This window comes from Rhizobium sp. WYCCWR 11128 (genome assembly GCF_013416305.1).
GTDB lineage: Bacteria > Pseudomonadota > Alphaproteobacteria > Rhizobiales > Rhizobiaceae > Rhizobium > Rhizobium indicum.
In genome coordinates this window covers 68508-83070 of sequence record NZ_JACCEZ010000004.1, presented here as the reverse complement: position 1 = coordinate 83070, position 14563 = coordinate 68508, and the positions used below count along the sequence as shown (strand labels likewise).

Below are 14563 nucleotides of genomic sequence, written 5' to 3'. Positions count from 1 at the left end.
AATACGGCCATCGGCCATAACATGAAATTGGCAGAAGCGTTATGGGAAATTGACCTTGTCGGACAGCTGTTACGGCCTGATTTCAAGAGCAACGAGATGTGTCATCGTAGCTGCGCTTTCAACGCAACGCCGGCCACATAGGTCTCTGCAACAGCTCGGTCGTCGCCCATCGTCTGCAGTAGGAAAAGCTCCTCGGGCAGCGTCTTAACTACTTCCATCTTTAGCGCCATCGCCGATGTCGCCGTCGCATCGAGGACGACGAGATCGGCCTCAGTGCCGGGTTCCAGCGTGCCGATCCGGTCCGCCAGCGACAGGGCCTCGGCATTGCCACGCGTCACCAGGTAATAGCTTTCCAGCGGGTTCAGCCGTTCGCCGAGCAACTGCTGGATCTTGTAGGCCTCGTCCATCGTCCGCAGCATCGAATAGCTGGAACCGCCGCCGATATCGGTCGCCACGCCGATACGGACCGGCTTTTCCCGCCGCGCCAGCGCCTTCAGCGGAAACAAGCCGGAGCCGAGGAAGAGGTTCGAGGTCGGGCAGTGGACGGCGACGGCGCCTGCCTCGCTCATTACATCAGCCTCGCGCTCGGACAGGTGGATGGCGTGGCCGAAGAGGCTTTTCGGCCCAAGCAGGCCGTAGTGGGCGTAGATGTCGGTATAGTCGATCGCGTCGGGATAGAGCTCGCAGGTGAATCTGATTTCGTCGTGATTTTCCGAAAGATGCGTCTGGATGTGCAGGTCGGGAAATTCGCGGGCAAGGGCTGATGTCGCTTCCATCTGCGCCGGTGTCGAGGTGATGGCGAAGCGCGGGGTGATGGCGACGTGGTTGCGGCCCTTGCCATGCCAGTCCGATATCACCTGGCGGGTCTCGTCATAGCCCATCTCGGGCGTGTCGAGCAGGCCCTGCGGGGCATTGCGGTCCATCATCACCTTGCCGCCGACCATGCGCATATTGCGCCTCATTGCCTCGGCGAAGAAGGCATCGGCCGAGGTCTTGTGCACGGAGCAATAGGCGACCGCCGTCGTCGTGCCGTGGCGGATCAACTCGTCGTAGAAATGCGTGGCGATCCTTTCGGCATGCGCGCTTTCGACGAAACGGCATTCCTCGGGAAAGGTATAGGTATTCAGCCATTCGAGCAGGTTGGCGGCGTAGGAGGCAATCACCTGCATCTGCGGAAAATGCAGGTGCATGTCGATGAAGCCCGGCATGATCAGATGCGGACGGTGGTCAATCTCGGCCGTGTCCGCGGCTGCTTTTGCCTTGACGTCGGCATAGGGGCCGATTGCCGTTATCAGCCCGTCCCCGACCAGCAGGCCGCCATCCTCTTCGTAAAGATAGCTTTGGCTGTCAGCGAGGCTCAACGGCGCGCGGTGAAAGGAAAGCAGGCGGCCGCGCAGGAGTGTCGTCGTCATTGTTTCTTGCCTTCGACTGCGCTCTCGAACCAGGCGACCAGCAGCTTGCGTTCGTCCGGCGTGATGTCGGTGATGTTGCCGGGCGGCATGGCATGGCTGCGGCCCGCCTGTATATAGATATCGCGCGCATGGGCGGCGATTTCCGCGTCGTTTTCGAGCATCACCCCGTTGGGCGGCCGCACGATCCCCTCATAGACCGGCTCGGCCGCGTGGCACATGGAACAGCGCGTCGAGACCAGTTGCTTGACGGCGGGGAAATGCGGATCGCCGGCGAATTGCTGGAAGGCGGGCGCGACCGTCGCCGCATCGGTTTCGCCGGTCAGCAGCTTCGGCACGGTCGAAAGCCACATGATCAGGATGAAAAGGATGACGGTGACGATCCAGGTCCAGGTCGGCCGGCCCTTCCTGGCATGCGTGGTGTTGAACCAGTGGCGGATGGTGACGCCCATCAGGAAGACCAGAGCCGCAATCACCCAGTTGAACTGCGTACCGAAAGACAGCGGGTAATGGTTCGACAGCATGAAGAAGATGACGGGCAGCGTCAGGTAGTTATTGTGTAGCGAGCGCTGCTTGGCGACCTGCCCATATTTGGGATCGGGAACCCGTCCGGCGATGAGGTCGGCGACGACGATCTTCTGGTTCGGAATGATGATCATGAAGACGTTGGCCGACATGATCGTCGCGGTGAAGGCGCCGAGATGCAGGAAGGCGGCGCGGCCGGTGAAAAGCTGCGTATAGCCCCAGGCCATGAAGACGAGCACGACATAGAGCACCGCCATCAGTCCCCAGGTGTTCCGCCCGAGCGGCGACTTGCAGAGCAGATCGTAGACGACCCAGCCGAGGGCAAGCGATGCCAGCGAGATCAGGATCGCGACGGGCGGGCTGATATCCAGCACATGCCGGTCGATCAGGAAGAGGTCGGCGCCGCCGTAATAGACGATGCACAGCATCAGGAAGCCTGATATCCAGGTGAAATAGCTCTCATATTTGAACCAGGTCAGGTGCTCCGGCATCTGGGCGGGCGCCACCAGATATTTCTGGATATGATAGAAGCCGCCGCCATGGACCTGCCATTCCTCGCCATAGGCGCCGGGCGGCAGATGCGGGCGTTTCACCAGTCCGAGATCGAGCGCGATGAAATAGAAGGACGATCCGATCCAGGCGATCGCGGTAATGACATGGAACCAGCGCGCCGCGAAGGCGAGCCATTCCCATGCTATGGCATATTCATACATCGAGTTCCCCTATCTTCCTCCGACTCGTGACATTGCGGAAATTTTGGCGGGGAGGGAAGAGGAGATTGAAGGACCACACGCTCAATCGCTGACGCGGCCAAAGGAGCAATGGAATGATCACCGCACTCTACAGCGATCAGGTCATCGCCGAAAACGCGCCGATGGACCACCGGCTTGCCGCGCTCGTCCTCGCGCGCGGAAACCGCATCGGCTACATCGCATCCGGTCCGGACCCGCAGCGGGAGTCTTTCAACGAGAAACGGCGGTATTATCGCAGCTACGGGCTTTCCCTCGATCTCTTCTTCGATCTCGACGTGCTTTCCGGTGACGAAGAGATCGGCCGGCTGTTTTCCTGCGACGCCATCCATCTTTCCGGTGGGCATACCGGCGATTTTCTGAGACGGCTGCGCCGAAACGGCATGCTGGACAAGCTGCGCTCATGGGCATTGGACGACGGCATTCTCGTCGGAACCAGCGCCGGGGCGATTTTGATGACGCCGACCATCGCCGTCGACGCGCTCTTTTCCGGCGGTCCGCCTGATGCGGTGCAGGATGGCGCGGCTCTTGATCTCTTGCCCTTCGAATTCTTCCCGCATCTGAACGACGATCCCGGCTATCTCTCCGCGCTGCTGCGCTACAGCGAGACGACGGCAAGACCCATTCTCGCGTGCCGGGACGGCGAAGGTCTCATCCTCGGCAACGGGTTCGTCGAGATCTTCGGCGCTCCGCTGACGATTTCCGGCGGTTTTGCCGAAGCTGCCGATCGCAGCCGCATCGCCGATCTGCTGTCGCGTGCCTAAAAGCTGCCGAGAAGGCTGTGTATTATCTCTGCCTTATACTTGATCTGCTAATTCAGCAGGCCTTGAACTACGACGACTCGATTACAGTTATTTTGCGGGCCGCCGGAATAAAATAAGAACCGTTAGATCATCGGCGGCGCATTCATCGACGGAGAAGATGCCCATGCGCAGCATTCTGACGTGTGTGATGATTGCGTATGCGTCGTTGGCGACGGCTCACGACGCACCTTCGGGGTGGAGTTATGACCCCTATTGTTGCAACGGCAACAGTCATAATGGCGATTGCCAAATGATCCCTTCGAAAAGCGTGGCGGTGACGCCAGGCGGATATCGTGTGACGCTGATGCCGGGCGACCACCGGCTGGTCACCCATGCTCATGTCTTCCTGCTGCCGATGACGAAGGCGATGCAATCCGGCGACAACGACTATCATCTCTGTCTGTTCCCGAACGAGGACACGCCGCGCTGCTTCTATGCGCCGGAAATGGGATTTTGAAGCCGAGCCAGCGGACCGGACCCGGCTCACGAACCGGGTCCGGCATGTCGTTGTCTGAAAATGGCTGCACATTTTTAGGTGACATGTATCAATTTCCGGCTGCCTTCATCTCTTCGAGGATCCAGTTGCGGAAGGCCTTGATCTTGGGCACGTTGCGACGGTTTTCCGGGTAGACGAGCCAGTAGGCTTTGCCGTCGCTGCGGGTCAGTTCGAAGGGTTGATAGAGCCGGCCGAGCGCGATCTCGGCCGCATAGAAGGCAGGATGAAGGATGGCGACGCCATGGCCGGCGATCGCCGCATCGGCTTCCACCGCCTGAGAGCCGAGCTGGTTGCGCGGACGCCGATCGAGATCCGTCTCCGTAACGCCGGCTGCCTCGAACCATTGTTTCCACCAGATGTCGCCGGCGTCGAAGAGGTCGAAGTTCAGGAGATCGCGTGGCTCCCTGATGCCGCCTGCCGCCTCCGCCAGCTTCGGGCTCAGCATCGGCGTAAACTCCAGTCCCATCAGCCGGTGCAGCGCCAGCCCCGGCCAGTTGCCGTCGCCCCAGCGGATGCCGACATCGATCTGCTCGCGGGCGAAGTCGATGATATCCGAACTCGCCTGAAAGCGCACCGCGATGGCCGGATGCTTCAAGTGGAAGGAGCCGAGGCGCGGCGCCAGCCACTTCGAGGCGAAGGTATGGGTCGAACTGATGGCGAGCGTGCCTTCGACGCTGTCGCGGGCCGTTGCCATCGCGTCGTGCAGCATAGCGAAAGCTTCGGTCACCTTCGGCGCCAGTCGCTCGCCGGTGTCTGTCAGTGCGATCTGGCGGGGACGGCGCAGGAAGAGCGGCTCGCCGACATTCTCCTCCAGCAGCTTGATCTGGTAGCTGACGGCGGTCTGCGTCATGCCGAGCTCATCGCCCGCCTTGGTGAAACTTCCGAGCCGGGCAGCGGCCTCGAAGACGCGCAACGCATTCAGCGGGAATTGTTTGGACAGTTTCATGGATAAGTTCTCTTGATGCAGGCAGACGGTTGTTCGATTGGAATTGCAGCATTTTTGGCCGCAAACTGCAACTCATACCATCAAACTATCGAGGTGATGTCATGGATTGCTATGCTATCGAACAGAGCCCGCCGCAGCCGACCATCGGAATTTTCCGGCGCATCGGCGGCCGGCTGGCGCGGATCTGGCGCATGCCCAGCCTCGATCTCGACACGGCGCCCGATCGCGTCAAGCGCGATCTCGGTTTCCTCGACGGGCGCGATCCCTATTACGAAGACGAGCGCATGCGGTAGGCGCCAAGCGCCGTCAGGATCTCGGCGGCGGTCATGGCGGCGATCACTTCAGGGCGCTTGTCTCTGACCGCCGCGCCGCCGATCGGCAGCGTCAGCCGCTCGAGCCAGGCACGCTCACCGCCGCCTTCACGGGAAAGCCAGCTGGCGAAGGTGGCGCGCTTGGTTGCCGAGCCGATCATGCCGGCATAGGCGAGATCCGTTCTTTCCAGCGCTTCGCGGGCGATGAGGAAATCCAGCGCGTGGTCGTGCGTCAGGATGACGACCGCGCCGCCGGCCGGAATATCCTTCACCAGCGCTTCGGGCATCGGCACGAGCTGCGCCTTCGTCTCGGGAGGCAAATTGGCGAGTTCCTCCTGCCGTGTTTCGACGACCGTCACCGAAAGCGGCAGCGGCGCAAGGGTTGTTGCCAGCGCCCGGCCGACATGGCCGGCGCCGAAGAGATAGACCTCGGGCAGGCGCTCGATCTCACTGGTTAGCCTGGCCTCGATTTCTTCGGCAACCGCCTGCGTCACCCGGCGAAACCACAATTGCGTGCGCCCACCGCAGCACTGACCGATGTCGGGCCCGAGCGGGATATCCATCTCCGCCATCCCGCCGGTTCCTGCCAAAATGCCCCGCGCATTCGCGATCGCCATGAATTCGAACTGGCCGCCGCCGATTGTGCCCCACAATGCGGTTTGCGATACCAGCATGAAGGTGCCGGCCTCGCGTGGGGTCGAGCCCTGCGTGCCGGTGATGTCGATGAGGATCGCGTCGGGGTGGGCGGTGAGGAAGGGGAGGATGTCGGTCATCGGTGGATGGTCGATGCGTTGGTAGGTGTGTCACCCCCCTCTGTCCTGCCGGACATCTCCCCCACAAGGGGGGAGATCGGTATGAGGCGGCGGCCTCCCGGAACAGAGAAATCGTAGCGTAGAACCGAACTTTGGTGATGTAGCGGCAGGATAGCGAGGCGCAGAGCATACCGTCTTGCTGATCTCCCCCCTTGTGGGGGAGATGTCCGGCAGGACAGAGGGGGGTATCGCTCACTCCAAGCTCTCTGCCCGTCCTGCTCAACCAACAAACGAGCCGGACGCGTTTCCATCTCTTACACCTGCTTCATCCGCTCGACCGCCATCAGCACCCGCTCCGGCGTCGCCGGGGCGTCGAGCCTCGGGCAGACCTTGTAGTTGGCCACACTTGCTGCCGCCATCGACAAGGCTTCCAGTACCGAGATCGCCAGCATCAAGGGTGGTTCGCCGACGGCCTTGGAGCGGCCGATGGCGGCCTCAGTGTTCTCGGACCATTCGGCGAGGCGCACGTTGAAGATCTTCGGACGGTCGGAAGCGAGCGGGATCTTGTAGGTCGAGGGGGCATGGGTGCGCAGCCGGCCCTTGTCGTCCCACCAGAGTTCTTCCGTCGTCAGCCAGCCCAGTCCCTGCACGAAGGCGCCTTCGACCTGGCCTATATCGATCGCCGGATTCAGCGAGCGGCCGACATCGTGGAGGATGTCGGTGCGGTCGATCAGATATTCGCCCGTCAGCGTGTCGATCGAAACCTCGGTGCAGGAGGCGCCGTAGGCGAAATAATAGAAGGGCGTGCCGCGGCCGGCCTTGCGGTCCCAGTGGATCTTCGGCGTCTTGTAGAAACCGGCGGCAGAAAGCTGGACGCGGGCGAAATAGGCCTGCTTGATGAAATCGGGGAAGGGGATCTCGATCTCGCCGACCCGCACGCGGTTCGGCAGGAAGACGACGTCGGCGGCCCCAACATCCCATTTCTCGGCGGCAAAGGCGACCAGCCGTTCCTTGATCTGGCGGGCGGCGTCATAGGCGGCCATGCCGTTCAAGTCCGAGCCGGAGGAGGCGGCGGTGGCCGAGGTGTTCGGCACCTTGGCCGTCGTCGTCGCGGTGATCTTGACGCGATCGATATCGACCTGGAAGCTGTCGGCCAGCACCTGCGCCACCTTGGTATAGAGGCCCTGGCCCATTTCGGTGCCGCCATGGTTCAGGTGGATCGAGCCGTCTTGGTAGATGTGGACGAGGGCGCCGGCCTGGTTGAAGGCGGTCATGGTGAAGGAGATGCCGAATTTCACCGGCGTCAGCGCGATGCCCTTTCTGATATAGCGGCTGTCGCGGTTGAAGGCGATGATGGCGTTGCGCCGCGCCCGGTATTCGGCCGTTTCCTCCAGCTCCTCGACGATGCGGGCGATGATATTGTCCTCAACCTCCTGATGGTAGGGGGTGAGTGTGCGCTCCGAACCCGGCTGGCCGTAGAAATTCAGTTTGCGGACATCGAGCGGATCCTTGCCGACGGCATAGGCGATCTCCTCGATGAAGCGTTCGGCGCCGAGCATGCCCTGCGGTCCGCCGAAGCCGCGAAAGGCGGTGTTGGAGACGGTGTGGGTCTTCAGCGGCTTCGAAGTCAGATGCACATGCGGATAGAAATAGCTGGAATCGGCATGGAAGAGGGCACGGTCGGTTACCGGCCCTGAGAGGTCGGAGGAGAAGCCGCAGCGCGCCGCATAGGTGGCGTCGACCGCATGGATGCGGCCTTCGGCGTCGAAGCCGAGTTCGTAATCGACGAGGAAATCGTGGCGCTTGCCGGTGGCGCTCATATCCTCGTCGCGATCAGGGCGGAATTTGATTGCGCGGCCGAGCTTCTTGGCGGCAATCGCCGCAAGGGCTGCGAACTGATTGCCCTGCGTCTCCTTGCCGCCGAAGCCGCCGCCCATGCGGCGCACGTTGACGGTCACGGCGTTCGAGGGGATATCGAGCACGTGGCCGACGATGTGCTGGATCTCGCTCGGATGCTGCGTCGAGGACCAGACGGTGACCTCGTCGTCCTCGCCGGGGATCGCCACGGCGATATGGCCTTCGAGGTAGAAATGCTCCTGCCCGCCGATGCGCATCTGACCTTTCAGACGCATGGCAGCATTGGTCATTTCCGTGTCCGGCTCGCCGCGCCGCAGCGTCATCGGGGTGATGACGAGCGGGCTGCCATTGGCGAGGGCGCCGTCGATATCGCTCCAATGCGGCAGGTCGCGATAGTCGATCTTTGCCAGTAGCGCGGCGCAGCGGGCGGCATCACGCGTCTCGGCGATGACGGCAAAGATCGGCTGGCCGTGGAACTGAACCAAGGTTTCAGCCAGCAGCGGCTCGTCATGGCTCCCGTTTGAGCTGACGTCGTTGACGCCGGGCACGTCCTTGCCGGTGAAGACCCAGACGACGCCGGGATAGGCGGCGACCGCGGAAAGGTCGATGCTGAGGATTTCGGCATGCGCCCGGTCGGAGAGGCCGAGGGCGCCATGCAGCAGACCTGCGGGTTCGGGAATATCGTCGATATAATCGGCGGTTCCGGTGACATGCTTATGCGCTGAATCATGCCGCAGCGAGCCGTGCATCGGGCCTGCGATGATGGCCTTGCGGTCTTCGAAGGTGGATTTGTCCATTAGATACCTCCTTCGCGAGAACGTGTGGTGCCGTGCGGCCCCCTCATCCGCCCTTCGGGCACCTTCTCCCCGAGGGGAGAAGGGGGAAAAGAGACGGCGCGGCAGTCCCTTCTCCCCAGCGGGGAGAAGGTGGCGGCAGCCGGATGAGGGGGGTGCTTTGCGCTGACATGTATCATCTTCATCACGCCACCTCCTCAAACCGCTTCAGCTCCGCCGGCGCTCCCACCGTTTCCAGATAGAACCGCGTCAACAGGTTCTTCGCCGTCAGCTGGCGGTATTCCGCCGAAGCGCGCCAGTCGGTCAGCGGTTGGTAATCGGCGTCGAATGCGGGGCGGGCTGCGTCGATCGTCGCTTCCGTCCATGGTTTGCCGATCAGCGCCGCCTCCACCGTGCGGGCGCGTTTCGGCGTTGCCGCCATGCCGCCGAAGGCGATGCGGATGTCGGAGATCATCTCGGCCTCGTCGAGCGTCAGCAGGAAGGCGCCGAGCACGGCAGTGATGTCCTCGTCGCGGCGCTTGGTGATCTTGTAGGCGGCAAAGCGGCTCATTGCTGCCGGATAGGGTACGAAGACGCTTTCGACGAATTCGCCGGGTTTCCGGTCCTGCTTGCCATAGGCGATGAAGAAATCCTCGAGAGGCATTCTGCGCTGGCCTTGCAGAGACCGCAGCGTCAGCGTCGCGCCGAGCGCGATCAGCGGCGGCGGGCTGTCGCCGATCGGCGAGCCATTGGCGATGTTGCCGCCGATCGTGCCCATGTTGCGCACCTGCTCGCCGCCGACGCGATCGATCAACCGGCCGAGCGCCGGGATTTTCTCGGAGATTGCTTCGAAGGCCTTGGTGTAGCTGACGCCGGCGCCGATGGTGACGCCGTCCTCGCCTTCCGTGACCGACTGCAATTCGCTCAAATGATTGATGAAGACGACCGGGCTTAGCCTGCGCAGCTGCTTCGTCACCCAGAGGCCGACATCGGTCGCGCCGGCGACGATAATTGCGTCGGGTTCCTGCGAGAGGACTTCGGCCAGTGCCTGCATCGAAGCCGGCACGATCAGCCGGTCTTCGCCATTGGCAATCCTGATCGTGCCGCTCGCCTGCATTGCCCAAAGCCGCGCAACGATTTCAGAGCGCGTCCGTTCCAGCGGGTCGAAGAGCGTGCTCGGCCGCATCAGGCTCACCTGCTCGGCGGCCTTGACGATCGGCTCATAGCCCGTGCAGCGACAGAGATTGCCTTGCAGCGCCTTTTCGATTTCCTGGCGGCTCGGCTTTTCCTTGGCGAGCCAGAGACCATAAAGTGACATGACGAAGCCCGGGGTACAGAAGCCGCATTGCGAGCCATGACAATCGACCAATGCCTGCTGCACCGGATGCAGCGCGCCGTCCCTGCCGGCCAGATGCTCGACGGTCACCACATGGGTGGCGTGCAGCGAGCCCATGAAACGGATGCAGGCATTGACGGATTCATAGGCGAGCTTGCCGTCCGCCAGCCGGCCGACGAGCACGGTGCAGGCGCCGCAATCGCCCTCCGCGCATCCTTCCTTGGTGCCCGTCAGGCGTCGCTTCAACCGCAGAAAATCGAGAAGCGTCTCGGTTGGCCTGACATCAGTGAGCGTGATGTCCTCGCCATTCAGGATGAAGCGGATGCTGTCGTTCATGATATTCCCGGTTGTTTTTCCAAATGGTTAAGCCGCCGTCCAGCCACCGTCAATCGAGATATGCGTTCCGGTCACCTGCCGGGCCGCATCGCTGGCAAGGTAGAGCGATAGCGCGCCGATTTCCTCGGCCTTGACGAATTCATGCGTCGGCTGCGCCTTGAGGATGACCTCGCTCTTTACCTGTTCCTCGGTCATGCCGCGGGCCTTGGCGGTATCCGGTATCTGCTTCTCGACGAGCGGTGTCAGCACGTAGCCGGGGCAGATGGCGTTCACGGTCACGCCGAATTCGGCAAGCTCCAGCCCTGCCGTCTTCGTCAGGCCTAATATACCATGTTTTGCCGCGACATAGGCGGATTTGAACGGGGAGGCGACGAGCCCGTGGGCGGAGGCGATGTTGATGATGCGGCCGTACTTTTTCGCCTTCATCAGCGGGATCGCGGCGCGCATGGTATGAAAGGAACTCGACAGATTGATCGCGATGATCTGGTCCCATTTCTCGATCGGGAAATCCTCGATCTTCTCGACGTGCTGGATGCCGGCATTGTTGACCAGGACATCGACGCCGCCGAAGGTCTTGGCTGCGGTTTCGATCAGGTCGGCGACCTCGGCGGGCTTGGTCATGTCGGCCGGATGATAGAGCGCCCGGCCTTTGGACAATGATTCAAGCCGTTCGACGATCACCTTGATTTCATCGGCCTTTCCGAAACCGTTGATGACGATGTTGTCGCCCGTTTCGGCGAAGGCAGTGGCGATCGCAAGGCCGATGCCGCTGGTGGAACCGGTGACGACGACTGTTCTGCTCATGCTGTTCTCCCTGAAATCGCGATGCTGCGTTGCAGCGTTGGCTGCGAAGTTATGCCCAAAGCCGGCGGGCTGGCAATTCCGCTTTATTCGCTTTTCTCGCCCGCATCCGTGTCCTATTGATTTGCTTCGACAATTGACATGCTGAGGGAGGTTTTCATGAGCGGATATGTTCTGGCGATCGATCAGGGAACGACGTCGACGCGGGCGATCGTCTTCGATGGCGACATGCATGTCGCCGGCAAGGGCCAGAAAGAATTCACACAGATCTATCCGCGCTCCGGCTGGGTCGAGCACGATCCCGAGGAAATCTGGGATTCGGTCGTCTCCACCGTCCACATGGCGCTTCGCGACGCCGGGATCGAGGCTAGGGATCTTGCCGCACTAGGCATCACCAACCAGCGTGAGACCGTTGTCGTCTGGGAGCGCGAGACGGGCCGGCCGATCCAGAATGCCATCGTCTGGCAGGACCGGCGCACGGCAAGCTATTGCGACAATCTGAAAAGGCAGGATCTTGAGCGGCTGTTCACGAAGAAGACCGGCCTCATCCTCGATCCTTATTTTTCCGGCACCAAGCTCTCCTGGATGCTGGCTAACGTGAAGGGCGCGCGGGCGCGCGCCGCCAGGGGCGATCTCTGCTTCGGCACGATCGATACGTTCCTGATCTGGCGGCTGACGGGTGGCAAAAGCTTTGTCACCGACGCCACCAACGCCTCGCGCACTCTGATGTACAACATCGCCGAGAATGCTTGGGACGAAGACCTGCTCGATATTCTCCGCGTGCCCGCAGCCATGCTGCCCGAGGTCAAGGATTGCGCCGCCGAATTCGGCACTGTCGATTCAGATATCTTCGGTGCTGCCATCCCCATCCTCGGCGTTGCCGGCGACCAGCAGGCAGCGACCATTGGTCAGGCGTGTTTTGCGCCGGGCATGATGAAATCAACCTACGGCACCGGCTGTTTCGCGCTGCTCAATACCGGCGCCGATATGGTGCGGTCCAAAAACCGGCTGTTGACCACCATCGCCTACCGACTGAACGGCGAGACGACCTATGCGCTGGAAGGTTCGATCTTCATCGCCGGCGCCGCGGTGCAATGGCTGCGGGACGGGCTCGGGATCATCGGCAGCGCGGCGGAGACCAACGCCCTTGCCGAAAGCGCCGATCCGACCCAGGAGGTCTATCTCGTGCCCGCCTTCACCGGCCTCGGCGCGCCGCACTGGGATGCCAAGGCGCGCGGCGCGATCTTCGGGTTGACGCGTAACAGCGGTCCCGCCGAACTCTCCCGGGCGGCGCTGGAGGCCGTCTGCTACCAGACCCGCGACCTGCTCGATGCCATGCAGAAGGACTGGAAGAACGGCGCCGACGACACGGTGCTGCGTGTCGACGGCGGCATGGTCGCCTCTAATTGGACGATGCAGCGTCTCGCCGATCTGCTCGATGCGCCGGTCGACCGTCCGGTCATTCTCGAGACGACGGCGCTGGGGGCCGCCTGGCTCGCCGGCAGCCGGGCAGGGGTTTGGCCGGACAGGGACGGTTTTTCGGCGACCTGGAAACGCGATCGGCGGTTTGAGCCCGAGATGGACGAGAAGGTGCGGGCGGCAAAGCTCAAGGGTTGGAAGAATGCGGTTAAGCGGACGCTGAGCGAGGGGTAAGGGGACGGATGGAGCCGCGATATAACTCCGCTCGTTTCTGCGAGGTACTCGGCTATTTCTGCAACCACGGCGTTGCCGTGCTCGAGAAGATCACGAATTTCCCATCAATAATTTTTTGATGCGGCCTGTCGGGTAAGCGGTTACTCCTTCGTCATTCAAGAAGAGGAGTGAGCGATGCTTTATGCAATCCTTTGTTACGCCCATGAGGAAACCGTCTTCGCCTGGACCAAGGAGGAAGAAGCTGCCGTCATGGAGAAACTCTACGCCGTGCAGGAGCCGCTTGCTGCATCCGGCAAACTCGGCCCCGTCGGCCGGCTGATGCCGACGACGGCTGCGACCACGGTGCGCAAGGGCAAGGACGAGCCCTTGGTCATTGACGGGCCTTTTGCGGAAACGAAGGAGGCGCTTCTCGGCTTCTACGTCGTCGACTTTGAAACGCTCGACGAGGCGATCGCCTTCTCGAAGCAGCTTTCATCCGTCAATCCAGGTTCCACTTCTTACGAAATTCGGCCTTTCTACGTCTTCAGGCCCGGAGATGCTTCATCATGACAGACATTGCCTGGATCGACCTCGCGCTTGCATCGGCCCGTCCGAAGGCGCTCGGCGCGCTGCTGCGATATTTCCGCAATCTCGATACCGCGGAAGAGGCGTTTCAGGAAGCGTGTCTGAGGGCGATCCGGACATGGCCGGAGAAAGGGCCACCGCGTGATCCCACAGCCTGGCTCATCTTCGTCGGCCGCAACAGCGGCATCGATGCGGTGCGCAAACGGGCGAAGATCCAGGCTCTGCCTGATGAAGACGTCATCTCCGATACCGAGGATGCCGAAAGCGATATCGCCGAGCGGCTGGACGATTCCAATTATCGCGACGATATTCTGCGGCTGCTGTTCATCTGCTGCCATCCCGATCTGCCGGCAACCCAGCAGATCGCGCTGGCGCTGCGCATCGTCTCCGGCCTTTCGGTGCCGCAGATCGCGCGTGCCTTCCTGGTTTCCGAAAGCGCCATGGAACAGCGCATCACCCGGGCCAAGGCGCGCGTCGCCAAGGCTGGGGTGCCTTTCGAAACGCCGAGTCCGCAGGAAAGAGCCGAACGGCTCTCGATCGTCAGCACGATGATCTACCTGATCTTCAATGAGGGCTACAGCCAGGCCGATCCCAGGCATGAGGCGGCTGCCTTCAGCGACGAAGCGATCCGGCTGGCGCGCTTGATGCTGCATATCTTCCCATCCGAACCGGAGCTGATGGGGCTGCTTGCGCTCATGCTCCTGCAGATCTCGCGCCGGCCGGCGCGCTTCGATGCCGGAGACGAGATCGTGCTGCTCGAAGATCAGGACCGGTCGCTCTGGAACCGGCCGTTCATCAACGAGGCTTTGGCGCTGCTCGACAAGGCGCTGCGCCACCGCAAGCCCGCTCCTTATCAGATTCAGGCAGCCATCGCCGCTGTTCATTCCCGCGCAAAACGCGCCGAGGATACCGACTGGGTGGAGATCGATCTGCTCTATCGCGCGCTGGAGCGTCTCCAGCCATCGCCGGTGATAACGCTCAACCGGGCGGTGGTAGTCTCCAAGCTCCAGGGTGCGCAGGATGCGCTCGACCTCATCGATCCGCTTGGCGAAAAACTCGGCGGCTATTTTTACTATCACGGCTTACGGGGCGGACTGCTGAAGCAGCTTGGCTTGACCAGCCAGGCGCGCGAAGCCTTCGACCGCGCCATTGCACTGGCCCATTCGGCGGCTGAGGCAGCCCACATCCGCCGGCAGATCGACAAGATGCAGGAAGAGGCCACGCAGCCAATCGCAAAATAAAATGCGAAAAA

Annotated in this window: 13 protein-coding genes; 6 read left to right on the top strand and 7 right to left on the bottom strand. The window is 62.0% G+C overall.

The genetic code is table 11. The features are described 5' to 3' along the window. Positions 1–101: 101 nt before the first annotated feature. Together guaD and puuD are read right to left on the bottom strand one after the other, a co-directional pair. Positions 102–1412, bottom strand: a complete 1311-nt coding sequence (gene guaD, locus HX898_RS15185; protein ID WP_180195017.1) for a guanine deaminase — start codon at positions 1410–1412, stop codon at positions 102–104. Continuing rightward, positions 1409–2647 (bottom strand): urate hydroxylase PuuD, encoded by a 1239-nt coding sequence (gene puuD, locus HX898_RS15180; RefSeq protein ID WP_180195016.1) that lies wholly within the window; start codon positions 2645–2647, stop codon positions 1409–1411. The genes guaD and puuD overlap by 4 nt, the downstream gene beginning before the upstream one ends. Before the next feature lie 113 nt (positions 2648–2760). Between puuD and HX898_RS15175 the strand changes: the two genes are divergently transcribed. Then, positions 2761–3447, top strand: coding sequence for a Type 1 glutamine amidotransferase-like domain-containing protein (locus HX898_RS15175; RefSeq protein ID WP_180195015.1), 687 nt, complete (start codon positions 2761–2763; stop codon positions 3445–3447). 163 nt (positions 3448–3610) lie between these two features. Further along, positions 3611–3943, top strand: a complete 333-nt coding sequence (locus HX898_RS15170) for a hypothetical protein (RefSeq protein WP_138330318.1) — start codon at positions 3611–3613, stop codon at positions 3941–3943. An 88-nt stretch (positions 3944–4031) separates the two neighbouring features. Here HX898_RS15170 and gcvA read toward each other — a convergent pair whose 3' ends face one another. Then, a complete protein-coding gene (gene gcvA / locus HX898_RS15165; RefSeq protein WP_011653043.1) occupies positions 4032–4928 on the bottom strand; it encodes a transcriptional regulator GcvA in 897 nt (298 codons plus the stop codon). Between the two features lie 101 nt (positions 4929–5029). Here gcvA and HX898_RS15160 point away from each other — a divergent pair, with 101 nt between their 5' ends. Further along, complete coding sequence (locus tag HX898_RS15160; RefSeq protein WP_012758544.1) at positions 5030–5221, top strand: hypothetical protein; 192 nt, start codon at positions 5030–5032, stop codon at positions 5219–5221. Here the strand turns inward: HX898_RS15160 and xdhC are convergent. From xdhC to HX898_RS15140, 4 genes are all read right to left on the bottom strand, one after another. Beyond that, on the bottom strand, positions 5197–6012 hold the full coding sequence (xdhC, locus tag HX898_RS15155; protein WP_180195014.1) for a xanthine dehydrogenase accessory protein XdhC: 816 nt from the start codon (positions 6010–6012) through the stop codon (positions 5197–5199). The two genes, HX898_RS15160 and xdhC, sit on opposite strands and share 25 nt — an antisense overlap. Positions 6013–6305: 293 nt before the next feature. Continuing rightward, entirely contained in the window at positions 6306–8645 is a 2340-nt protein-coding gene (gene xdhB / locus HX898_RS15150) for a xanthine dehydrogenase molybdopterin binding subunit (protein ID WP_180195013.1), read from the bottom strand. A 181-nt stretch (positions 8646–8826) separates the two neighbouring features. Then, on the bottom strand, positions 8827–10293 hold the full coding sequence (gene xdhA, locus HX898_RS15145) for a xanthine dehydrogenase small subunit (RefSeq protein ID WP_180195012.1): 1467 nt from the start codon (positions 10291–10293) through the stop codon (positions 8827–8829). Between the two features lie 27 nt (positions 10294–10320). Further along, the gene (locus tag HX898_RS15140; RefSeq protein ID WP_180195011.1) at positions 10321–11097 is read right to left on the bottom strand and encodes a 3-hydroxybutyrate dehydrogenase; all 777 of its coding nucleotides are present in this window, start codon (positions 11095–11097) and stop codon (positions 10321–10323) included. A 156-nt stretch (positions 11098–11253) separates the two neighbouring features. On the opposite strand from HX898_RS15140, the gene glpK reads away from it, so the two are divergent. The 3 genes from glpK (at position 11254) to HX898_RS15125 (ending at position 14552) form a co-directional block, all read left to right on the top strand. Further along, positions 11254–12747: a glycerol kinase GlpK gene (gene glpK / locus HX898_RS15135; RefSeq protein ID WP_180195010.1), complete on the top strand. Its 1494-nt coding sequence runs from the start codon at positions 11254–11256 to the stop codon at positions 12745–12747. A 174-nt stretch (positions 12748–12921) separates the two neighbouring features. Further along, on the top strand, positions 12922–13296 hold the full coding sequence (locus tag HX898_RS15130) for a YciI family protein (RefSeq protein WP_003561490.1): 375 nt from the start codon (positions 12922–12924) through the stop codon (positions 13294–13296). Then, a complete protein-coding gene (locus HX898_RS15125; RefSeq protein ID WP_180195009.1) occupies positions 13293–14552 on the top strand; it encodes an RNA polymerase sigma factor in 1260 nt (419 codons plus the stop codon). Before HX898_RS15130 ends, HX898_RS15125 begins: the two co-directional genes overlap by 4 nt. The last annotated feature ends 11 nt before the right edge of the window (positions 14553–14563 follow it).